Annotated in this window: 20 protein-coding genes; 17 read left to right on the forward strand and 3 right to left on the reverse strand. The window is 67.9% G+C overall.

Annotated features, from left to right (window positions below):
- The first annotated feature begins 263 nt into the window (after positions 1 to 263).
- The 5 genes from AVKW3434_RS21895 to AVKW3434_RS21915 are packed head-to-tail and all read left to right on the forward strand — an operon-like array spanning position 264 to position 6530.
- Positions 264 to 1418, forward strand: a complete 1155-nt coding sequence (locus AVKW3434_RS21895) for an EscU/YscU/HrcU family type III secretion system export apparatus switch protein (protein ID WP_284407509.1) — start codon at positions 264 to 266, stop codon at positions 1416 to 1418.
- Complete coding sequence (flhA, locus tag AVKW3434_RS21900) at positions 1415 to 3496, forward strand: flagellar biosynthesis protein FlhA (RefSeq protein WP_272565429.1); 2082 nt, start codon at positions 1415 to 1417, stop codon at positions 3494 to 3496. Before AVKW3434_RS21895 ends, flhA begins: the two co-directional genes overlap by 4 nt.
- Positions 3493 to 5019, forward strand: coding sequence for a flagellar biosynthesis GTPase FlhF (gene flhF, locus AVKW3434_RS21905; RefSeq protein WP_284402627.1), 1527 nt, complete (start codon positions 3493 to 3495; stop codon positions 5017 to 5019). The genes flhA and flhF overlap by 4 nt, the downstream gene beginning before the upstream one ends.
- Entirely contained in the window at positions 5012 to 5809 is a 798-nt protein-coding gene (locus AVKW3434_RS21910) for a hypothetical protein (RefSeq protein WP_284402626.1), read from the forward strand. Before flhF ends, AVKW3434_RS21910 begins: the two co-directional genes overlap by 8 nt.
- A 4-nt stretch (positions 5810 to 5813) precedes the next feature.
- Positions 5814 to 6530: an RNA polymerase sigma factor FliA gene (locus AVKW3434_RS21915; protein ID WP_272565434.1), complete on the forward strand. Its 717-nt coding sequence runs from the start codon at positions 5814 to 5816 to the stop codon at positions 6528 to 6530.
- A gap of 121 nt (positions 6531 to 6651) precedes the next feature.
- Here the strand turns inward: AVKW3434_RS21915 and AVKW3434_RS21920 are convergent, their stop codons facing one another.
- From AVKW3434_RS21920 to flgA, 3 genes are all read right to left on the reverse strand, one after another.
- Entirely contained in the window at positions 6652 to 7014 is a 363-nt protein-coding gene (locus tag AVKW3434_RS21920; RefSeq protein WP_284407499.1) for a hypothetical protein, read from the reverse strand.
- A 42-nt stretch (positions 7015 to 7056) separates the two neighbouring features.
- Positions 7057 to 7392, reverse strand: a complete 336-nt coding sequence (gene flgM, locus AVKW3434_RS21925; RefSeq protein ID WP_272565436.1) for a flagellar biosynthesis anti-sigma factor FlgM — start codon at positions 7390 to 7392, stop codon at positions 7057 to 7059.
- Between the two features lie 91 nt (positions 7393 to 7483).
- Positions 7484 to 8242, reverse strand: coding sequence for a flagellar basal body P-ring formation chaperone FlgA (gene flgA, locus AVKW3434_RS21930; RefSeq protein ID WP_502869150.1), 759 nt, complete (start codon positions 8240 to 8242; stop codon positions 7484 to 7486).
- 214 nt (positions 8243 to 8456) lie between these two features.
- Between flgA and flgB the strand changes: the two genes are divergently transcribed.
- The 12 genes from flgB (at position 8457) to AVKW3434_RS21990 (ending at position 20649) form a co-directional block, all read left to right on the forward strand.
- Complete coding sequence (gene flgB / locus AVKW3434_RS21935; protein WP_284407500.1) at positions 8457 to 8915, forward strand: flagellar basal body rod protein FlgB; 459 nt, start codon at positions 8457 to 8459, stop codon at positions 8913 to 8915.
- A gap of 39 nt (positions 8916 to 8954) precedes the next feature.
- Positions 8955 to 9359, forward strand: a complete 405-nt coding sequence (gene flgC, locus AVKW3434_RS21940; protein ID WP_272565439.1) for a flagellar basal body rod protein FlgC — start codon at positions 8955 to 8957, stop codon at positions 9357 to 9359.
- 21 nt (positions 9360 to 9380) lie between these two features.
- Entirely contained in the window at positions 9381 to 10031 is a 651-nt protein-coding gene (locus tag AVKW3434_RS21945) for a flagellar hook assembly protein FlgD (protein WP_272565440.1), read from the forward strand.
- Between the two features lie 57 nt (positions 10032 to 10088).
- Entirely contained in the window at positions 10089 to 11366 is a 1278-nt protein-coding gene (gene flgE, locus AVKW3434_RS21950; RefSeq protein WP_284407501.1) for a flagellar hook protein FlgE, read from the forward strand.
- Between the two features lie 53 nt (positions 11367 to 11419).
- Positions 11420 to 12160, forward strand: a complete 741-nt coding sequence (flgF, locus tag AVKW3434_RS21955) for a flagellar basal-body rod protein FlgF (protein ID WP_272565443.1) — start codon at positions 11420 to 11422, stop codon at positions 12158 to 12160.
- A 40-nt stretch (positions 12161 to 12200) separates the two neighbouring features.
- Positions 12201 to 12983, forward strand: coding sequence for a flagellar basal-body rod protein FlgG (gene flgG, locus AVKW3434_RS21960; protein ID WP_272565444.1), 783 nt, complete (start codon positions 12201 to 12203; stop codon positions 12981 to 12983).
- Positions 12984 to 13048: 65 nt separating this feature from the next.
- Positions 13049 to 13768, forward strand: a complete 720-nt coding sequence (locus AVKW3434_RS21965; RefSeq protein ID WP_284407502.1) for a flagellar basal body L-ring protein FlgH — start codon at positions 13049 to 13051, stop codon at positions 13766 to 13768.
- Positions 13769 to 13975: 207 nt separating this feature from the next.
- Positions 13976 to 15121: a flagellar basal body P-ring protein FlgI gene (locus tag AVKW3434_RS21970; RefSeq protein WP_272565446.1), complete on the forward strand. Its 1146-nt coding sequence runs from the start codon at positions 13976 to 13978 to the stop codon at positions 15119 to 15121.
- Positions 15122 to 15190: 69 nt separating this feature from the next.
- Entirely contained in the window at positions 15191 to 16108 is a 918-nt protein-coding gene (gene flgJ, locus AVKW3434_RS21975) for a flagellar assembly peptidoglycan hydrolase FlgJ (protein WP_284407503.1), read from the forward strand.
- Positions 16109 to 16121: 13 nt separating this feature from the next.
- Positions 16122 to 18053 (forward strand): flagellar hook-associated protein FlgK, encoded by a 1932-nt coding sequence (gene flgK, locus AVKW3434_RS21980; protein ID WP_284407504.1) that lies wholly within the window; start codon positions 16122 to 16124, stop codon positions 18051 to 18053.
- Between the two features lie 18 nt (positions 18054 to 18071).
- The gene (flgL, locus tag AVKW3434_RS21985; protein ID WP_284407505.1) at positions 18072 to 19358 is read left to right on the forward strand and encodes a flagellar hook-associated protein FlgL; all 1287 of its coding nucleotides are present in this window, start codon (positions 18072 to 18074) and stop codon (positions 19356 to 19358) included.
- 31 nt (positions 19359 to 19389) lie between these two features.
- Positions 19390 to 20649, forward strand: a complete 1260-nt coding sequence (locus AVKW3434_RS21990) for an HDOD domain-containing protein (protein ID WP_284407506.1) — start codon at positions 19390 to 19392, stop codon at positions 20647 to 20649.
- Positions 20650 to 21104: the final 455 nt, after the last annotated feature.

Genomic DNA, 21104 nt, shown 5'->3' on the forward strand with positions numbered 1-21104 from the left:
GGCGCGCGCAGCGTTGGCGCTCCTGAAAGAGGAGCGCCCACTGCATACCCGCATGGGATTGCATGGCCTTTTGGCATGCAATGGCAATAAGTACTAGGGCATATTGCTATCATTTTTGATGCAACGGCGTGCGTGACGCCCCGCCCCTGCCGGCCCACCCCTCCGGCCGCCACCCTGAATAGCCGCCCGACAAGCCGTCTATTCGCGCTTTAGGTTTCCGGGGCGCTCACGACAATGGCATGACCACCAGCCGTCATGCCACCATGGACTCCAGCCAAGACAAAGACCTCCCCGCGACAGAGCACAAGCTCCAGAAAGCGCGCAAGGACGGCCAGGCTGCGCGCTCGCGGGACCTGTCCCACATCGCCGTCCTCGGCATGGGCGCCTGCAGCGTCCTCGTGCTGGCGCCCATGCTGACCGAACACCTGCAGCTGGCCGTGCGCGAACAGCTGGTGTTCAACGCCGCCACGGTGCAGGCCACGGGCAGCATGGTCACCCGGCTGCACCAGATGGCGCTGATCGGCATGGTCGCCAGTCTCGTCTTCGCCGTTCTCACCAGCGCCGCAGCCGTGGTCAGCGCCATCGGCGCCGGCGGCTGGGTGTTCAGCTTCCAGCCCATCACGCCCCAGTTCAGCCGGCTGAACCCGATCTCGGGGTTCACCAACCTGGTGTCCAAACAGCAGTTGGTCAACGTGGGCAAGATGGTGCTCATGACCGGCGTGATCACCGCCGTGGCCTGGAACTTCCTGGGCAACAGCATCCAGAAGCTGTCCATGCTGGTGCTGCAGCCCTCGCCGGTGGCTCTGCGCTGGGTGGGCGAATGGATGACCTCGGGCGTGAGCCTCATGCTGCTGGTGGTGTTTCTCGCGGCGGTCGTCGACGTGCCGCTGCAGGCGTTCTTCTTCAAGTCGCGCCAGAAGATGTCGCACGAGGAAATCAAGCAGGAGCACAAGGAATCCGAGGGCAGCCCCGAGACCAAGAGCCGCCAGCGCCAGCGCGCCCGCGAGATCGCCGACCGCGCCAGCATCGCCGCCGTGCCCAAGGCCGACTTCGTGGTGATGAACCCGACCCACTATGCCGTGGCCCTCAAGTACGAAGAAGGCACGATGAGCGCCCCGCAGGTGATCTCCAAGGGCACCGACCTGCTGGCCTTCAAGATCCGCGAAATGGCCACGCAGCATTCGGTGCCGGTGCTGCAATCGCCCATGCTGGCCCGCGCGCTCTACGCGCATGCCGAGCTGGACCAGGCCATTCCCGCCACGCTGTACGCCGCCGTGGCGCAGGTGCTGGCCTACGTTTACCGCCTCAAGGCCGCGATGCGCGGCGAAGGCCGCATGCCCGAGGCCCAGCCCGACCCGTTCGTGCCGCCCGAGCTTGATCCGCTGAACCGCACCACCGACGCAGGGACCGCCCCATGACGCCCTCCATGAAATCCGTCCGGCAGTGGGCCGGCACCAACGCCTCGGCCGTGCAGGGCATGTCCGCCCCGCTGCTGGTGGTGGCCATCCTGGCGCTGATGGTGCTGCCCATCCCTGCCTGGCTGCTGGACACCTTCTTCACGCTGAACATCGCCGTCGCGCTGATGGTGATGATGGTGGCGGCCTACATGCTGCGGCCGCTGGACTTCGCGGCGTTTCCCTCGGTGCTGCTGCTGACCACGCTGATGCGGCTGTCGCTCAACGTGGCCTCCACCCGCGTGGTGCTGCTGGAAGGCCACACCGGCCCGGGCGCCGCGGGTGCGGTGATCGAGGCCTTCGGCCACTTCCTGATCGGCGGCAACTTCGCCGTCGGCCTGATCGTGTTCGCCATCCTGGTGGTGATCAACTTCGTGGTGGTGACCAAGGGCGCCGAGCGGATCGCCGAAGTGTCGGCCCGCTTCACCCTGGATGCCATGCCCGGCAAGCAGATGGCGGTGGACGCCGACCTGAACGCCGGCCTCATCGACGAGAAGGAAGCCAAGCGCCGGCGCCTGGAAGTGGCGGAAGAAGCCAACTTCTTCGGCTCGATGGACGGCGCCTCGAAGTTCGTGCGCGGCGATGCGGTCGCCGGCATCCTGATCCTGCTGATCAACATCGTCGGCGGCTTCGCCATCGGCATGCTGCAGCACGACCTGTCGGCCGGCCAGGCGGCCAACAGCTACATCCTGCTGGCCGTCGGCGATGCGCTGGTGGCGCAGATCCCGGGCCTGCTGATCTCGGTGGCCGCGGCCATGGTGATCTCGCGCGTGGGCAAGGAAGAGGACATGGGGCACCAGATCGTGCAACAGCTCTTCATGTCGCCCCGTGTGCTGGGCGTGACGGCCGGCATCCTGATCCTGCTGGGCCTGATCCCGGGCATGCCGCACGCCGTGTTCCTCATCATGGGGTCGGCGCTGGGCTACGCCGCCTGGACGCTGATGAAGCGCGCCAACGCCCCGCAGCCGGTGGTGGAAGCGCCCCCGCCCGCGCACGACGGCGAAGCCAGCTGGGACGACCTGCAGCCCGTGGACCTGCTGGGCCTGGAGCTGGGCTACCGACTCATCACCCTGGTGGACAAGAACCGCCAGGGCGACCTGCTCACCCGCATCAAGGGCGTGCGCCGCAAGTTCGCGCAGGAAGTGGGCTTCCTGCCGCCGGCCGTGCACGTGCGCGACAACCTGGAACTCAAGCCCAGCGCCTACCGCATCACCCTGCGCGGCGTGGTGGTGGGCGAAGGCGAGGCCTTCCCCGGCATGCACCTGGCGATCAATCCCGGCGGCATCACCACGCCCCTGATCGGCACGCCCACGACCGACCCGGCATTCGGCCTGCCCGCCCACTGGATCGACGAACACCAGAAGGAAGCGGCACAAATGGCGGGTTTTACGGTCGTTGATTCAGAAACCGTGATGGCGACGCATTTGTCACACTTGATGCAAGTTCAAGCCGCCAAGCTCCTGAGTCGCACCGAAACCCAGCAACTCGTGGAACACGTGGCAAAACTGGCCCCCAAGCTCATCGAGGAAGTGGTTCCCAAAATGGTGTCGATCGCAACGTTCCAGAAAGTCCTCCAGCTGCTGCTGGAAGAGTCTGTGCACATCCGCGACATCCGCACCATCATCGAGACGCTGGCCGAACATGCCGGCGCCACCACCGACCCGGTGGAACTGGCCCGCCGTGTGCGCATCGCGCTGTCGCCCGCCATCGTGCAGCAGATCTACGGCCCGACGCGCGAGCTGAACGTGATCGCCATCGAACCCGGCCTGGAGCGCCTGCTGGTGCAGGCCCTGAGCAACAACGCCGGCCCTTCGCTGGACCCGGGCGTGGCCGACATCCTCACGCAGAAGGCCGCCGAAGTCGCCATGAAGCAGGAAGAACTGGGCATGCCCGCCTGCCTGCTGGTGCCCGACGCCATCCGCAACGCCATTTCCCGCCTGGTGCGCCGCGTCGCGCCCCGGCTGCAGGTGCTCGCCCACAGCGAGATCCCTGAAACCCACACCATCCGCATTGGCCCGATCCTCAAAGGTGCATCCGCATGAACATCAAACGCTTCACCGCCCCCACCTCGCGTGAGGCCCTGGCCAAGGCGCGCATGGCCTTCGGGGACGGCACCCTCATCCTGTCCAACCGCCCCACCGCCAATGGCGTGGAAGTCATGGCCACGGCGGAAGACACGCTGTCCAGCCTGGAAAACGCGCCCGAGCAGGCCGCGCCGAGCCGCCTGCAGGAGCGCGCCTCCGACATGGCCGCCAGCCCCGCGCGCACCCTGGCCCGCCCCGCAGCCGCCGCGGCCCGGGCCGAGCCCCAGCGCAATGCGGTGGCGCAGGACACCGAGCAGTTGGCCATGAGCACGCTGTCGTTCCAGGACTACGTGCGCGAGCGCATGCTGCGCCGCCGCCACGAAGCCCTGACCGGCACGGCCGAGGCCCCTTCGATCAACGAGCGCAGCCGCGAACGCGCGCCGGACCGCGAGCGCGAACGCATGCCCGCACCGGCCGCCGCGCCCGTGGTGCGCCACAACCCGCTGCGCTCCATTCCGATGGACGTCGCCCCCGAGCCCGTGGCCCCGCGCCGCGTGCAAGTGCCCGTGCCCTCGCTGGCCCCCGCCGCCGGCCAGCAGAACCTGATGAGCGAGCTGCAGTCCATGAAGGACCTCATCGAGGACCGCTTCAACACCCTGGCCTGGCTCGGCCAGGCCCGGCAGAACCCGATCCAGTCGAACCTGATGCTCAAGCTCATCCGCGCCGGCTACTCGCCGTCGCTGGCCCGCGCCGTGCTGGAGCGCCTGCCCGAGGAACTGGGCGCAGGCGATGCGGTGCGCTGGCTCATGGAAGTGCTGGAGCGCAACCTGAAGACCGACGCGCATGCCCGCCCCCTGTACGAAGAAGGCGGCATCTACGCCATGGTGGGCTCCACCGGCGTGGGCAAGACCACCACCACGGCCAAGCTCGCCGCCCTGTGCGCCCGCATCCATGGCCCGGGCAGCGTCGGCCTCATCACGCTGGACACGTACCGGGTCGGCGCCCACGAACAGCTGCGCACCTATGGCCGCATGCTGGGCGTCGTGGCCCACCTGGCGCACGACCGCGCCGCACTGCAGGACCTGCTCGGCCTGCTGGGCGGCAAGAAGATGGTGCTCATCGACACCACCGGCGTCGCACCGCGCGACCCGCGCAAGCGCGACATGCTGGATGTGCTGGACCTGCCCAACGTCAACCGCCTGCTGGTGCTGAACGCCGGCTGCCACGGCGACACGCTGGACGACGTGCTCAGCGCCTTCAAGACCGCCGGCTCGCAGCAGGCCATCCTGTCCAAGGTGGACGAGGCCGTGAAGCTCGGCCCTTCGATCGACGCCCTGATCCGCCACCAGATGGTGCTGCGCGGCGTGACCAACGGCCAGCGCGTGCCTGAGGACTGGGAGGCCGCCGATGCGCACAAGCTCATCAGCACCTCGATGCGCTCGCCCGCCAAGTCGGCCTTCGACCCCAAGGCGTCGGACCTGAACTTCTTCTTCTCGCACTCGCCCGAGCTGGCCTCGGAAAGGGGACTGGTCGATGCTTGATACCGGATTCCACCAGGCCACGAGCCTGCACAGCATCACGCCGCAGTCGGACCTGCGGGTCGTGTCCGTCGTGGCGCAGCCCGACGCCGCCTACGGGTTGGAAACCCTGTGGCAGGTGTGTTCCAGCCTGCAGCGGCTGGGGTATCCCGTGGCCGTGCTGGACGGCACCGCCCGCGAAACCGACGACGCGCCGGGCCTGGCCCACCTGCTGGCCGAGCCCTCCTGGCAGAACGGCGCCCCGCTTGAAACCGGCCCGGCGGCCTCGTCGCTGGCGGTGATTCCGGCCGGCTACGGCATGCAGCGCCTCGCCCGCCAGACCGCCGACGGCCCGGCCGCGATGCAGGCGCTGCAACCCTTCTTTCGCACCTATGCGCTGCTGGTGCTCTACGCCAGCGCCGAGGTGCTGGCACCGTTGGTGCGCGCGACCTCGGCCATCCCCCTGGTGATCGCCGAAGGCGGCCCCGACAGCGTGGTGCAAAGCTACCGGCAACTGAAACACATGGCGATGCACGCCGGCGTGCACTGCTCGGTGGCCTCCATCCTGCCGCCCGGCGGGCCGGCCCAGGCCGACCCGACGCATGCGGCGTTGAACACGCTGCAGCGCTGCGCCGAGCGGCACCTGGGCAGCGGCATCCTGACCAGCACGGTGCGCGCCAACCACGCCCAGGACGTGCAGCGCCTGGCCTTGCAACTGCTGGAAAACGCGTGCACCATTGGCGCCGCAACGCCGACCCCCACCCCGCCCTTCGGCATGACGGAGACGGCAGCGCATTTCGCCCGGAGACATTGACCCGATGTACACCGCCAAAGGACAGCTCGACCGTGATGCGCTGATCCGCCAGCACGTGCCGCTGGTTCGCCGGATTGCGCACCACATGATCGCCAAGCTCCCGCCCAACGTGGAGCTGGACGACCTCATCCAGGTGGGCATGATGGGCTTGAGCGAGGCCCTGTCGCGCTACGAGGTGGCGCAGGGCGTGCAGTTCGAGACCTTCGCCACCCAGCGCATCCGCGGCGCCATGCTCGACGAACTGCGCGAGGGCGACTGGATGTCCCGCAGTTCGCGCAAGAGCCAGAAGGAAATCGAACACGCCGTCCACCGGCTGGAGCAGAAACTCGGGCGCAGCCCGCTGGAATCCGAGATCGCCGCCGAGCTGGACCTGAGCCTGGGCGAATACCAGACGCTGCTGGGCAAGGTGCGCGGCACGCAGTTGGTCTACCTGGAAGACATGACGCGGGGCGACGACGGCGACGACAGCTTCCTCGACCGGCACGTGGCCGACGGCGACGCCGACCCGATGGCCATGCTGCGCGACCAGCGGCTCAAGGCCTCGCTGGTGGCCGCCATCAAGAGCCTGCCGGAGCGCGAGCAGCACATCATGGGCATGTACTACGAGCACGACATGAACCTGAAGGAAATCGCGGCCGTGCTGGGCGTGACCGAATCGCGCATCTGCCAGCTGCACAGCCAGTCCATCGCCCGCCTGCGCGCCAAGATGCGCAGCCACTAGCGGAGCGCCGCTGCCCCACCGGGCACATCCCCTGGAGCCAACGAAAAAGGCCGCATGCAGATGCGGCCTTTTTGCTTTGGGGGACTGGCTTTTGCAGGAACGAAGGGGAAGCCGGGCGGGATCAGCCCTGCGACCGGTAGATCCGAGCGGCGCCGCCCGAGCGTGCCGGCGCACCGTTTCCATAAGTCGAGGCCTCCTGGGGCGGCAGCAGGGTCGCCACCTGGCGCTCGGTCAACGCGGACAGGCGTGCCAATTGTTCACGCTGCTGGGACAACTGGCTGCGCAGGGCCTGGATGCGGCGCTGGATGTCGGCCGGCAATTCGGTGGGGCGGGGGATTTTCTGGAGCGCCTGGGACAGATCGAGAGCGGCCTGGCGCAACAGGGGGGCGGTACGCTCTACCGCGAGCGCGTCGGTTTCCAGCAGGGCGGCACCGACGTCTTTCAACCGGGATTCGACTTCAGACAGCGTGGTTTCGAGTTGCATGGGTGGATCCTGTGCCGATCAACCCCTGCAGGAAACCCGGGGTCAGTGGCTGTTGCTGGTGTGGGAGATGATTTCCTGCGCATTGGACAGCAGCTTGTCCGCGATCGCATCGGCGTCCACCGTGAACGTGCCCTTTTCGATGGCGGCGCGCACGGCCTTCACCTTGTTGGCATCGAAATCGGTGCTGGCCCGGCCGTTGGCTTCGAGTCCGCGGGCGGCGCTGGAAAACGTGACAGGCACGCCAGCGGCCGCAGCGGCAGCGGGCGCGGCGCTCTTGGCAGCCGTTTCGGCGGCAGCCGCAGGGGCCTTGGCCTGCTTGGCGGCAGTGGCGGCTTGCGACACTGCATTGGCTATTTCGGGGTTTTGACCTATCTTCATCGCTCTCTCCCACCCCGCTCGATGTGGGGCACAGTAGCAATGTTTTCGACCACTTCGACAGGGACTTTAGGCTTTTCTTGCGCCCCATCGCTTACAAAGTGATCTCTACTGTTCCATTTTCGGACACAACACCGGCGACGACACGGCCATTCTCCATACGGATGCGCACAGTCTCGCCAACGGCGCCTGCGGTGATCGCCTGGCCTGCGGATGTTACCGAATAACCCCGCCCCTGCGCCACCACCCGCACCGCCGCCCCCGCCTTGAACAGGGTCGGCGCCTTCACCATGTGCTGGCGCACGGCCTGGCCGGCCATGAGCTGGCGCGAGGCCACCATGCCGACCCAGCTGTCGGGATTGGCCACGATCGCGGTGGTTTCTGCCGCCCAGTCCACTTCGGCCTCGGTCGCATCGGCGGCCGTGAGCACGGCCCCGGACGCGACATTGCCCGTGAGCACCCACGCCGGGCCATACGCCTTGACGGTGACGGGCAGGAACACGTTCCACGCGGTGGCACCGTCCACGCAGCGCAACCCGAGGCGGGTGCGGCCCCACAGCCGCGAGCCGGCGGGCAGGTAGGGCTCGACGCGGGCGCACGGCGCCAGGCGCAGGCGCGGGTCCAGGGCCCCCACGCTCACTTCCATGCGCAGCGGCATGCTGGCCGTGCCCGACTGGCCGCGCTGCAGCGCATCGTCCAGCCAGCGCTGGGTGATTCCGCCCAGGTCCGCCGCCGGTTCGGCCACGGCCTGGGCCCGCAGTGCCGCGGCGGGCAGGGCAAAGGCCGCCGCCAGCGCGGTCATCCGGGCCAGGCGCAGTGTGGAAAGGAATCGGGGAGCGGTGGTATGTGACATGGGAAGGCCTCCTGTGGCAGGGAATGCGCCGCCCAACAGGGAAGGCCATTCGACCCCTGGCACTTTAGGGCCGGCCGGCGCGCACGAAGCACCGAACTGCGCGCCAATCGCCGCGTTCTTCGCGCTTTAGAAAAACCGGCCCATTTCCATAATCGAACCCACGCCGGAACCCCTCTTTTCCTCCGGCCAGGACCCAACGCTTTGCGAGGCTGACATGCTCAACAAGATGACTGAAAGGCTGGATTTCCACGGCAACGCGCTTTTGCTGCGTGCCGAGCGCCAGCGTGCCATCGCGAGCAACATCGCCAACGCAGACACGCCGGGCTACGTGGCCCGCGACTTCAATTTCGCCGACGCGATGCGCGACGCGACCGGCGGCGGCTCGACCACGCTGAGCATCGGATCGGGGTCGACCATGTCCCTGGCCGCCGGCCAGCGCCAGCAAAGCGCCACCGATCCGCGCCACATTCCGCTGCCGGCCGCCACGACGGGCATGGGATCGGGCAGCACGCTGGGCTACTCGGTGCAGACCCAGCCCAACCTGGACAACAACACGGTGGACCTCGATCGCGAGCGGGCCGCCTTCGTGGACAACGCCGTGCGCTACGAAGCCACGCTGCGGTTCATCAACGGCAACGCCAAGACGATGCTGAGCGCCATCCAGGGCCAGTAAGCGCCGTAACGCCCCCACCCACGGAAAGCGGAAACCGCCATGTCCATGTTCTCCATCTTCAACGTCTCGGGCAGCGCCATCAGTGCGCAGTCGCAGCGGCTCAACGTGGTGGCCAGCAACCTGGCCAACGTCGAGGCCGTGGCCGGCCCGGACGGCCAGGCCTACAAGGCGCGCCAGGTGGTGTTCCAGACGGCGCCGATGGGCGCCGAGAGCGCCGCCGGCGTGCGGGTGAGCGCGATCAGCGAGAGCAACGCGCCGGGCAAACGGGTGCACGACCCGAGCCACCCATCCGCCGATGCGGAAGGCTACGTCACCCATTCCAACGTGAACGCGGTGGAGGAGATGGTCAACATGATCTCCGCCTCGCGCTCCTACCAGAACAACGTCGAGGTCATGAACACGGCCAAGTCGCTGCTCCTCAAGACCCTGCAGATGGGCCAGTAACTTTTCGGGAAGAACCTCGCCATGATCCTCAATCCCATCGGCTCCACCGCCACCGTGAATTCGGGCACCAGCGCCAATTCGGCCACCGACCCCAACGCCGCACAGGACCGCTTCCTGAAGCTGCTGGTCGCGCAGTTGAACAACCAGGATCCGATGAATCCGATGGACAACGCGCAGATGACCTCGCAGATGGCGCAGATCAACACCGTCACCGGCATCCAGACGCTGAACCTCACCATGCAGACCATGGCCGAGCAGTTCTCCACGATGCAGACGCTGCAGGGCACGGCCATGATCGGCCGCTCGGTGCTCGCGGAAGGCTCCAAGATGACCTACACCGACAGCACGGGCAAGGGCTACTTCGAGCTGGCCGGCGCAGCGACCAGCACCAAGGTCGAGGTCGTCACGCCCGGCGGCGCCGTCGTCGGCACGGTGGACATGGGCGCGCAGGACAAGGGCCGCCACGAGTTCGAGTTCGACGCCAGCAAGTACGCGGGCAACAAGAGCGACCTGCAGTTCCGCGTGGTCGCCTCCACCAAGGACGGCACCGTGCAGTCCACGGCGCTCATGCAGGCGAAGGTGGTGGGCACCGGCTCCAACAGCGGCGCGCTGACGCTCGACCTGGACACCGGCAGCACCGTCAACTACAGCCAGATCAAAGCGGTGCTCTGACCGGCACGCCCTTCCCACCTATCCACGCGCTTTCCTTCTTCCTCTCAGGAGAACACCATGAGCTTTCAGCAAGGCCTGTCCGGCCTCAACGCCGCCAGCAAGAACCTGGACGTGATCGGCCACAACATCGCCAACTCCAACACGGTGGGCTTCAAGGCCTCCCGCGCCGAGTTCGCTGAAATGGTGGCCTCGGCCATCGGCTCCGCGGGGGGAACCAACGCCGGCATCGGCGTGGAGACTGCCGACGTGGCGCAGCAGTTCAACCAGGGCAACCTGTCGATTACCGGCAACAGCCTGGACGTGGCGATCAACGGCGACGGCTTCTTCAAGCTGCAGCAGCCCGACGGCACCAATGCCTATACCCGTGCGGGCAATTTCAAGCTCGACGACCTGGGCAACGTGGTCACCAACAGCGGTGCCAAGGTGATGGGCTACACGGTGGACCCGGCCACGGGCCTGCGCACGGCCAGCAACGCCACGCCGCTGTCGTTCCCCACCTCGCAGCCGATCCCGGCCAAGCAGACCACGTCGATCACCGCATCGTTCAACCTCGACGCGCGCGCGCCGGACGCCGCGGGCGACTCCACCGCCACGCCGCCCGTGCCCGCCACGCCGCGCGCCACCTACGGCACCTCGATCAACGTCTACGACAGCCAGGGCGTCGCCAAGCCGGTGAGCCTGTACTTCCAGAAGAACGGCGCCAACACCTGGGACGTGTACGACAAGCTGGACGATCCCACGGCGACGCCGCCCGTGGTGGCCGCGCCCGTCGGCCAGATCACCTTCGACAACAACGGCAAGATCACCGCGCCCGCGGCGACCCCGCCCGCCACCGGCTTTCAACTGCCGCTCACGATCTCGCCCACGCCGCCCAATCCGAACAACCTCACGGACTACAGCGTGAACGTGAAGCTGGACGGCGTGACGCAGTTCGGCACCAAGTTCGCCGTGTCCGACCTGTCGCAGGACGGCTACACCGCCGGGGAGCTGACGGGCATCAACATCGAAAACAACGGCATGGTGATGACGCGCTACTCCAACGGCGTGACGCGCGCCGAGGGGCAGCTGGCGCTGGCCAGCTTCCGCAACACGCAGGGCCTGGCGTCCATCGGCAACAACAACTGGGCCGAGACGTTCGAATCCGGCCAGGCCGTGATGGGCGCGCCCACCGACGGCAAGTTCGGTGCCCTGCGCTCCGGCGCGCTGGAAGACTCCAACGTGGACCTGACGGCCGAGCTGGTGAACATGATGACGGCGCAGCGGGCCTACCAGGCCAACGCGCAGACCATCAAGACGCAGGACCAGGTGATGTCCACGCTGGTCAACCTGCGCTGATCCTTTTCCTGAACCCCACCCCTACCGACTAAGACGCCTGCGCGAGACCCTCCATGGACCACATCATCTACACCTCGATGACGGGCGCCAGCGCTGCCGCGCAGCGCCAGTCGGTGCTGGCCAACAACCTGGCCAACGCCTCCACGAACGGCTTCCGGGCGGAAATGTCCACCTTCCGCGCCGTGCCGGTGCAGGGCGACGGCGCCAAGACCCGCGTGTTCGCCCTGGAGGCGACCTCGGGCCACTCCGAAGCGTCCGGCCCGGTGCAGCGCACCGGCCGCAACCTGGATGCCATGGCGGTGGGCAATGCCTGGTTCGCCGTGCAGGGGCTCGACGGCACCGAGGCCTACACCCGCAACGGCAGCCTGGAAGTCTCGGCCACGGGCCAGCTGCTCACGAGCAACGGCCTGACCGTGCTCTCGGACGGTGGAGGCCCCATCGACGTGCCCCAGGGCGCGGAGATCGCGCTGGGCTCGGACGGGACCATCACCGCCAAGGTCGGCAGCCAGCGCCCCGCAGCCGTGGGGCGCCTGAAGCTGGCCACGCCCACGCTGGAAGACCCACTCAAGCGCGGCGACGACGCCCTGTTTCGCACCACCTCGGGCGATCCGCTGCCCAGCGATCCCAATGCCCGCATGCTGTCCGGCGCGCTGGAAGGCTCCAACGTGAATGCCGTGGAAAGCATGGTCGGAATGATCGCCGCCTCCCGCCAGTTCGAGGCGCAGCTGCGCCTGCTGCAGACGGCCGAGACCAACGACAAGTCGGCCAGCCAGCTGCTGAGCCTCAACGGCTGACCGCCGAGCCCGACGCAACCGCCTCCCCAAAGGAACCGCCATGATCAATTCCCTGTGGATCGCCAAGACCGGCATGTCCGCCCAGCAAACCCAGCTGGATGTCATCTCGCACAACCTGGCCAACGTCTCCACTAACGGCTACAAGCGCAACAACGCGGTCTTCGAAGACCTGATCTACCAGAACCAGCGCCAGGTCGGCGCGCAGACCACCGAGCAGAACCAGCTGCCCACCGGCCTGCACCTGGGCCTGGGCGTGCGCACCGTGGCCACCAGCCGCAACTTCACGCAGGGCAGCCTGCAGCAGTCCAACAACAACCTGGACGTGGCGATCAACGGCAACGGTTTCTTCGAAATCACCCAGCCCGACGGCACCATCGGCTACACCCGAGACGGCTCGTTCCAGCTCGACGCGCAGGGCCGCATGGTCACCTCCAGCGGCCTGCCGGTGGCCAACGGCATCACGGTGCCCGCCAACGCCACGGCCATCAGCATCAGCACCGAGGGCGTGGTCTCCGCCACCGTGCCGGGCAGCACCGCGCCCCAGCAGCTGGGCAGCATCGCGATGGCCAATTTCATCAACCCGGCCGGCCTCGAGCCGATCGGGCAGAACATGTACAAGGAGTCGGCCGCGTCCGGCCAGCCCCAGCAGGGCACGCCGGGCACGAACGGCCTGGGCTACATGCGCCAGGGTTTCCTCGAAACCTCCAACGTGAACGTGGTGGAAGAGCTGGTGACCATGATCCAGACCCAGCGCGCCTACGAAATGAATTCCAAGGCCATCCAGACATCGGACCAGATGCTGGCCAAGCTCGCGCAGCTTTGAAGCGCAACGCCGACCGTTCCCACGAAGAACGCCCACGCCCCCACCGCTTGTTGCAGGAATCCGCCATGCGTACCGCCTCCTTCCTCCGTTCGTCCCCCCTGCCGGCGCCGTCCGCGCGCCTGGCCGCCGTCGCCGGCCTCGTGCTGCTGTGCACCGGCTGCGCCACGCTGTCGCCGCCGCCGCCCGTGGACCTGCTGCCCACCACGCCGCCGCCCGTGGCCGCCACGCCCCGCCCCTCGGGCCCGGCGACGGGCAGCCTGTTTCACGCGGCCAGCTACCGGCCGGTGTTCGAGGACCGCCGCGCGCGCCTGGTGGGCGATGTGGTCACCATCCAGATCATCGAGACGGTGTCGGCCAGCCAGAAATCGACCTCCACCGTGGACCGCAAGTCGGGCACGGCGTCGGGCATCACCGCGCTGCCGTTCATCAGTTCGACCAACCTGGGCAAGGCCTCGCTGGGCGCGACCAGCACCAACAACTTCGAAGGCAAGGGCGGCACCGAAAGCACCAACACCTTCACCGGCACCATCACCACCACCGTGATCGACGTGCTGCCCAACGGCCACCTGGTGATCGCCGGCGAAAAGCAGATCGGCGTGAACGACAACGTGGACGTGCTGCGCTTTTCCGGCACGGTGGACCCGCGCGCCCTGCAGCCGGGCAGCGTGATCAGCTCCACGCTGGTGGCCAACGCCCGGGTGCAATCGCGCGGGCGCGGCGCCCAGAGCGAGGCGCAGGCCATGGGCTGGCTGTCGCGGGCTTTCAATTCGGTCACGCCGTTCTAACCGCGCCGCCACCCATCCCCTCCCCGCAATCTGCCGCCACGGCCTGGCGGCAGATTGCTATTATTTTCATAGCACAATACCCTAGTGTTGATTGCACTGGCGGCATTTTTCGCTGGTATTCCCCCGGGGCCGGCCGCCCCAATTGACCGGTAATCCGGCATCTTTTTGGCCCATCCCGTGAAGCGGTCCGCTTTCACAATCGAGGCCATGAAAGCCCTGCCCTCTCCCCTGATTTCGCGCGCGTCGCGGCTCGTGTGGCTGCTGGCCGCCCTGGCCACCCTGTGCGCGGCGTTGCCCGCCCATGCCCTGCGCATCAAGGAAGTGGCGGCCGTGCAAGGCGTGCGCAGCAACCAGTTGACGGGCTATGGCCTCGTCGTGGGCCTGGACGGCACGGGCGACCAGACCACGCAGATGCCCTTCACCACGCAGGCGATGACGAACTACCTGCAGCAAATGGGCATCAGCCTGCCGCCCGGCACGGCGGCGCCCCAGCTCAAGAACGTGGCGACGGTGATCGTCACCGCCCAACTGCCCGCCTTCGCCCAGCCCGGCCAGACCATCGACGTGAGCGTGTCCTCCATGGGCAACGCCAAGTCGCTCAAGGGCGGCACGCTGATCGCCACGCCGCTGCGCGGCGCTGACGGCGAGATCTACGCCATGGCGCAGGGCAACATGGTCGTGGGCGGTGCCGGGGCGTCTGCCGGCGGCAGCAAGGTGCAGATCAACCACCTGAGCGCCGGCCGCATTCCCGATGGCGCACAAGTGGAACGCTCGGTGCCCACCCCGCTGAACGACAGCGACACCATCACCCTGGGCCTGAACGCCTCGGACTTCCAGACCGCCCGCAAGGTGGCCCAGGCCATCAACGGCAAGCTGGGCAACGGCGCCGGCATCGCCACGGCGCTGGACGGCCGCACGGTGCAGGTGCGCGCGCCCCTGGACCCCGGCGCCCGGGTGAACTTCATCGCCGACCTGGAAGAACTGGCGGTGGCCGACTCCGTCCCCTCCGCCAAGGTCGTCATCAACGCCCGCACCGGCTCCATCGTGCTGAACCAGGCCGTGACGCTGGGCCCCTGCGCCATCGCGCACGGCAACCTGTCGATCACCATCAGCTCCACGCCCGTCATCAGCCAACCCAACCCGCTGTCGCAAGGGCAGACCGTCGTGGCGCAAAAGAGCGACATCACCGTCAAGCAGGAGCCGGGCAACATCATCCAGATGCCGCCGTCGCCGCAGCTGGCCGACGTGGTGCGTGCGCTCAACACGCTGGGCGCCACGCCGCAGGACCTGCTGGCCATCCTGCAGGCCATCAAGGCCGCGGGCGCCCTGAACGCCGAGCTGGAGGTCATCTGATGACCCAGGCCGCCACCTTGCCGTCCCTGCGCTCAGCGCGGCGGCGCCCGACCTGACGGGAGACCGCACATGGCCATGACCCTGCCCTCAGCCGCGACCACCACCGCCACCAACGCGCTGGCCGTCGATTCGCGCTCGCTCAACGCGCTCAAGTACGAGGCCGGTCAGAACAGCCCGCAGGCCGCCAAGGAAGCGGCCAAGCAGTTCGAATCGCTCTTCATGCGCGAGATGATCAAGAGCATGCGCGAGGCGACGATGAAGTCCGGCCTCATGGAAGGCGGCCAGGCGGACCTGGGCACGGACATGCTCGACCAGCAGCTGTCCATCCAGATGTCGGGCCGCCAGGGCGGGCTCTCGGAGGCCATCCAGCGCCAGCTGACGCGCCAGATCGGCGGCGGCGATGCCGGCGCCGGTGCCGAGCCCACGTTTTCAGTGCCCTCCACCTTGAGCCTGGGCGCCGCCAGCCAGCGCGCCGCCGCCGTGGCGGCCGACCCGTCCGCCCCCGCGCCCAAGGGCCGCGAGAGCTTCGTGCAGCACCACCGCGATGCGGCCGAGCGCGTGGCCAAGGAAAGCGGCATTCCCGCCAGCTTCATGCTGGGCCAGGCCGGCCACGAGACCGGCTGGGGCAAGAGCGAGATCCGCAGCAAGGACGGCGACAACTCCTTCAACCTGTTCGGCATCAAGGCCGGCAAGGGCTGGACGGGCAAGGTCGCCGAGATCACCACCACCGAATACATCGGCGGCGTGCCGCGCAAGGTGACGGCGAAGTTCCGCGCCTACGACTCCTACGAAGACTCCTTCAAGGACTACGCCAAGCTCATCAACGACAACCCGCGCTACGAGAAGGCGCGCGAGAAGACGCATTCCGCCGTGGCCTACGCCACCGAACTGCAGAAGGCGGGCTACGCCACCGACCCCGAATACGCCAGCAAGCTGAGCCGGGCCATCAACAGCACCTTGCGCGTCTCGCCGCGCACGGCGGCGTGACGGAAAGCGCTCCATGAGCCTGCTCAACGTCGGCGCCCGCGCCCTGCTCGCCAACCAGGTGGCCCTGCAGACCGCGGGCCACAACATCGCCAACGTCAACACCGCCGGCTACTCGCGCCAGACGCTGTCGCTGCAGACCGTGCAGGGCCAGTTCACCGGCGGCGGCTACATCGGCCAGGGCGTGGACGTGCAGACCATCCTGCGCAACCACAACGAGCTGCTCACGCGGCAGGCCGCCGCGGCCAACGCCACCCAAGCGGCCGACCAGACGCGCGGCGAGCGCCTGTCGCAGATGCAGGACGTTTTCAGCGGCGGCACGAGCGGCCTGGGCGCTTCGATCACCGACATGCTGAACGCCCTGTCCGACGTGGTGGCGGCCCCGACCGACATCACCGCGCGCACGGTGGTGCTCACGCGCATGGACGAGACCGCCGGGCGCATGCGCTCCGCGGCCGACCGGCTGTCGGAGATCCAGTACACCGTCACCGAACAGCTCAACAGCAACGTCAACGCGATCAACAGCCTGGCCAGCCGCATGGCCGGCGTGAACGAGCAGATCGCGCGCGCCACCGGCAACGGCCAATCGCCCAACGACCTGCTGGACCAGCGCGACCAGATCATCCGCGAGATCAACCAGTACGTGCAGACCACGCAGGTGCAGGCCGACGACGGCACCGTGGGCCTGTTCGTCGCGGGCAGCCAGCCGCTGGTGCTGGGCTCCACCGCCACGCAGCTGTCCGTGGGCGAGGCGACGTCCTTTCCCGGCAGCGGGCAGACCAAGCTGTTCTTCAACCGCCCCGGCGTCGCGCCCGTGGAGTTGGACGAGAACATGCTCGGCGGCGGCGAGGTCTCAGGCCTGCTGCGCTTCAACAACACCGATCTCGCCGAGGGCGTGAACCTGCTCGGCCGCATGGCGCAGTCCATCGGCATGACGATGAACGCCCAGCACAAGCTGGGCCTCACGCTCGACGGGCAGTCCGGCAAGGACCTGTTCTCGGTGCCTACCAGCATGCCCGGCTACACCAAGGGCACGGCCGTGGGCACCGTGTCGTTCAGCGACGCGACGAAGTTCGCCGCGTCCGACTATGAAGTGCGCTTCACCACGCCGCCGGCCGGCCAGGTGGTGCGCATGTCCGACGGCAAGGCCACCGCCTTCACCGACCTGACCGACCTGGCCAGCAAGCAGATCGACGGGCTGAACTTCAACATGACGGCCGCAGGCGCCACCGGCGAGCGCGTGCTGTTCAAGCCCTTCAGCACCACGGCCGCGAACATCCAGGCCAAGGTGCTGTCGCCCCGCGACCTGGCCGTGGCCAGCCCCGTCAACGCCGCCATGGGCAAGACCAACGGCGGGTCGATGCAGCTCACCAGCGTGCAGGCGACCTCCACGGGCTTCACCGCACCCCCCATTCCGGCGGGCGTGAGCCTGAGCTTCGCCGCCGGCCCGCCCACCACCTACACGGTGACGGGCTCGACCACGCCGCCCTCGGGCACCGCGGGCCTGGCCTACACGCCGGGCCAGCCCATCCAGATCGACGGCTGGGAACTGACGCTCAAGGGCACGCCCAACACCGGCGACACCGTCACGGTGGGCAATGCGCTCGATCCGCAGTACGGCGACACCTACACCCGCAACGCCGGCAACGCCTCCGCGATGAACGCGCTGCGCGACGTGAAGATGTTCGACGAATCCACCATGAGCGACGGCTATGCCGGCCTCATGGCGCAGGTGGGCACGCGCACGCAGAGCGCGCTGAACTCCGCCCAGCTGTCCACCACCATCGCGGGCAACCTCGAAAAGGACCGCACGGCCGTCTCGGGCGTGAACCTGGACGAAGAGGCCGCCAAGCTGATCCAATACCAGCAGGCCTACCAGGCCTCCGCGAAGGTCCTGCAGATCGCCCAGAGCATTTTCGACAGCCTGATCCAGACGATGGGCCGATAAACCGCGCCGGAGAAAGACATGGCCAACTTCTATCGCACCTCCACCGCCAACATGTACGACAACGCCCTGCGCAACCTGGGCACGCGGCAGACGGCGTTGTCCAACCTGCAGGAAAACCTCACCTCCGGCAAGCGCGTGGTGCGCGCCAGCGACGACCCGGTGGCCGCCGCGCAGGCCGAGCGCGCGATGACCCGGCTGGCACGCGTGCAGACCGACCAGCGCGCGCTGGAGAACCAGCGCAACTCCATCGCCCAGGCCGAATCGACCATGGGCGAGGCCGTGGACCTGGTGCAGGAGGCCCGCCAGCTCATCGTGAGCGCCGGCAACGGATCGCTCACGCCCAACGACCGCAAGACCATCGCCAACCAGCTGCAGGGCCTGCGCGAGCAGCTGTCCTCCATGGTCAACCGCAAGGACAGCAACGGCATGCCGCTGCTGGGCGCCCTGGGCAGCGCGCTCACGCCGTTTCTCGGGCCGCAGTCCGGCAGCCCCGACTACACCTTCTCCGGCCTGCCCGGCCAGGGCTCGGGCACCGACAGCTCGCTGCCCCTGTCGCTGGACGGCGAATCGGCCTTCATGTTCGTGCCGCAGCGCGACGGCGCCTACAACGCCGCCGTCACCACCAGTTCGACCGACCACCTGCTGACCACCGACGGCATCAAGCCCACCGACACCAGCCTCATCACGGGCAACAACTACCAGATCGTCTTCAGCGGCGTGGGCCCGGGCGCCACGGCCGGCACCACGACGGCCACGTACACCATCACCAACACCACCACCGGCGTGTCGTCCGCGCCCGTGACGGTGCCCGACTTTCCGTCCGACAAGCCGGTGAGCATCGGCGTGACCGGCATCCCCGGCATGAGCTTCAACATCACCGGCACGCCCGTCAAGAAAGTTGATGGCACCTACAGCCTCTCGCCCGCCAACGGCGACAGCATCTCGCTGCAGCCCAGCGCCAGCATCTTCAGCACACTGGACAGCGCCATCCGCGACATCGGCAGCGCCACCACCAGCGGCGCGGCCTCGCAGGCCGTGGGCCAGGCCCTGAACAACATCGACATCGGCATGGAGCGCATGCACAACATGCGGGGCTACGCGGGCGAGTTGCTCAACCGCGCCGACCGCATCACGGGCGACCAGGACAAGCGCGCCGTGCAGCTCGAAGCCGACCGTTCGCGCGCGGAGGATCTCGATATGATCAAGGGCATTTCCGACTTCCAGAACAACCAGGTCGGGTATGAAGCGGCCCTGAAGTCCTATGCCCAGGTGCAGAAGCTGTCCCTCTTCAACTACATCGGCTGAGCCTGCGCGGTAACGGCCGCCTTCGCATCCCATGGTCCAATCCGTTCTTGGCAGCCTTCTCCTCGGTTACCGCCCACTGTGGAACCAGGCGCGGCGCCTGGCAGCCGTGCAGCTTTATGTGCAAAGCGACGGTGCCGCCTTCGTGGATGCGCCCCACCTGCTGCGCACCTTGCAGGAACTGTGGAGCGCCAGCTCGCCCCCCCTGCTGCTGTCCCCGCAAACCCCGCAACTGCTCACCGACCTGCTGAGCCAGGCGCCGCGCGGCGCCCCCTGGATCGAAGTGCGCAACGAATGGCTGGGCGATCCGGCCTTGCTCGCCCAGGTACAGGCCGCCCACCAGCGCGGCCTGAAACTCGTCTGGCGCGGCGAACTGCACCACCTGCCCGAACCCGCCGTGGCCGGCTGCTTCGACAACAGCCTGCTCACCCTCAGCGCCGCCGACGCCATGGCCGCGCTCAAGGCCACCGCCGCCGTGCCCCGCGCCGGAGCGGGCGCCCCCCACCACGCCGCCGCAGGCCAGCAGCCACAGCAGCCCAGCCCCGTGCTGGCCGGACAGATGTACGAGAACGTGGCCAGCCGCGCCCTCATGGAACACTGCCTGGACCGGCACAAGGCCCTGGCCCTGGCCGGCTGGCCCGCGGAAGACGTGCTGTACGAACTGCGCCACCAGCCGCCCCAGCCCGGGCACGACACCGTGCTCAAGCTGATGAAGGCCATCGACGCCGAGCAGTCGCTGGAGGCCTTCGAGCAGATCCTGGGCGAAGACCCGCTGCTCGCCTACCGCTTCATGGTCTACACCAACTCGGCAGCGCTCGGCCTGCGCACCGGCGTGGATTCGCTGCGGCGCGGCCTGGTGATGATGGGCTACGGCTCGCTCAAACGCTGGCTATCGGACCAGTTGCCGCACGCCAGCACCGACCCCAACCTGCAGCCCATCCGCGAATCCATGGTGCTGCGCGCCCGCCTGACCGAGCGCCTGCTGGACGCCGGCGTGGAAAACGACCTGCGGCGCGAAATCTACCTGTGCGGCCTGCTCTCGCAGATGGACGACCTGCTGGGCGAACACCTGGGCGCCATCCTGCGCCGCCTGCCCCTGTCCGAACGGATCTACGACGCCACCGTGCTGCACACCGGACCGTACGCGGCCAGCCTGGAGATGGCCTGCGCGCTGGAGGCGGACAACGGCGCGGCGATCCGCCAGCTGTGCGAGACGCACGAGATGGATCTGGAAGAGGTGAATCGGGGGTTGCTGCGAGTGCTGGCGGATCTGGATGTGAAGCGCGGGGGTTGACGACCCAAGCGTTGGAGATCGAAGTCGGGGCATGGCGTTGGGCCCCGTGATTCGCAGAAGCGGTAGTGGCAAGCGGAGAAACGTCGCAGAGCACCTTCCGATCGCTCCTCTTTGGCTTGAGCTCGTGCGCAGGCACGCGGGTTCTTTTTTCTGACAGCGAGCTGCCCACGGCGGGGGTAGCTCGCACACGCTGCAGACGTTGGTGTCAGTCGATGGTGGGGCTTTGGCCCAACCGGTCGGTGGCTTGCACGCGGTGGCTCAGGCGGTGATTGTCGAAGTTTGATAAGTCTATCCAGGTTGCGTGCATTACTTGTTTGATTTACAGCCTCTAAGGAAGGTCTGCACAACACGCATGAGTGTGCCGACGCACTCAGCCCGTTGATGTACAAGGCAGCCCAGGTCCTTTTTTCCTCACCTTGGGTGCACGCGGCGGCAGATTGGCTGCCCTTGGCGAA

The organism is Acidovorax sp. SUPP3434 (assembly GCF_030159015.1).
In the GTDB taxonomy this organism is placed as follows: Bacteria; Pseudomonadota; Gammaproteobacteria; order Burkholderiales; family Burkholderiaceae_C; genus Paracidovorax.

Excerpts from the sequence above, each read along its gene's own strand:
- AVKW3434_RS21895 (WP_284407509.1), top strand. The coding sequence starts at position 264 with ATGGACTCCAGCCAAGACAAAGACCTCCCCGCGACAGAGCACAAGCTC.
- flhA (WP_272565429.1), top strand. The coding sequence starts at position 1,415 with ATGACGCCCTCCATGAAATCCGTCCGGCAGTGGGCCGGCACCAACGCC.
- flhF (WP_284402627.1), top strand. The coding sequence starts at position 3,493 with ATGAACATCAAACGCTTCACCGCCCCCACCTCGCGTGAGGCCCTGGCC.
- AVKW3434_RS21910 (WP_284402626.1), top strand. The coding sequence starts at position 5,012 with ATGCTTGATACCGGATTCCACCAGGCCACGAGCCTGCACAGCATCACG.
- AVKW3434_RS21915 (WP_272565434.1), top strand. The coding sequence starts at position 5,814 with ATGTACACCGCCAAAGGACAGCTCGACCGTGATGCGCTGATCCGCCAG.
- AVKW3434_RS21920 (WP_284407499.1), bottom strand. The coding sequence starts at position 7,014 with ATGCAACTCGAAACCACGCTGTCTGAAGTCGAATCCCGGTTGAAAGAC.
- flgM (WP_272565436.1), bottom strand. The coding sequence starts at position 7,392 with ATGAAGATAGGTCAAAACCCCGAAATAGCCAATGCAGTGTCGCAAGCC.
- flgA (WP_502869150.1), bottom strand. The coding sequence starts at position 8,242 with ATGTCACATACCACCGCTCCCCGATTCCTTTCCACACTGCGCCTGGCC.
- flgB (WP_284407500.1), top strand. The coding sequence starts at position 8,457 with ATGCTCAACAAGATGACTGAAAGGCTGGATTTCCACGGCAACGCGCTT.
- flgC (WP_272565439.1), top strand. The coding sequence starts at position 8,955 with ATGTCCATGTTCTCCATCTTCAACGTCTCGGGCAGCGCCATCAGTGCG.
- AVKW3434_RS21945 (WP_272565440.1), top strand. The coding sequence starts at position 9,381 with ATGATCCTCAATCCCATCGGCTCCACCGCCACCGTGAATTCGGGCACC.
- flgE (WP_284407501.1), top strand. The coding sequence starts at position 10,089 with ATGAGCTTTCAGCAAGGCCTGTCCGGCCTCAACGCCGCCAGCAAGAAC.
- flgF (WP_272565443.1), top strand. The coding sequence starts at position 11,420 with ATGGACCACATCATCTACACCTCGATGACGGGCGCCAGCGCTGCCGCG.
- flgG (WP_272565444.1), top strand. The coding sequence starts at position 12,201 with ATGATCAATTCCCTGTGGATCGCCAAGACCGGCATGTCCGCCCAGCAA.
- AVKW3434_RS21965 (WP_284407502.1), top strand. The coding sequence starts at position 13,049 with ATGCGTACCGCCTCCTTCCTCCGTTCGTCCCCCCTGCCGGCGCCGTCC.
- AVKW3434_RS21970 (WP_272565446.1), top strand. The coding sequence starts at position 13,976 with ATGAAAGCCCTGCCCTCTCCCCTGATTTCGCGCGCGTCGCGGCTCGTG.
- flgJ (WP_284407503.1), top strand. The coding sequence starts at position 15,191 with ATGGCCATGACCCTGCCCTCAGCCGCGACCACCACCGCCACCAACGCG.
- flgK (WP_284407504.1), top strand. The coding sequence starts at position 16,122 with ATGAGCCTGCTCAACGTCGGCGCCCGCGCCCTGCTCGCCAACCAGGTG.
- flgL (WP_284407505.1), top strand. The coding sequence starts at position 18,072 with ATGGCCAACTTCTATCGCACCTCCACCGCCAACATGTACGACAACGCC.
- AVKW3434_RS21990 (WP_284407506.1), top strand. The coding sequence starts at position 19,390 with ATGGTCCAATCCGTTCTTGGCAGCCTTCTCCTCGGTTACCGCCCACTG.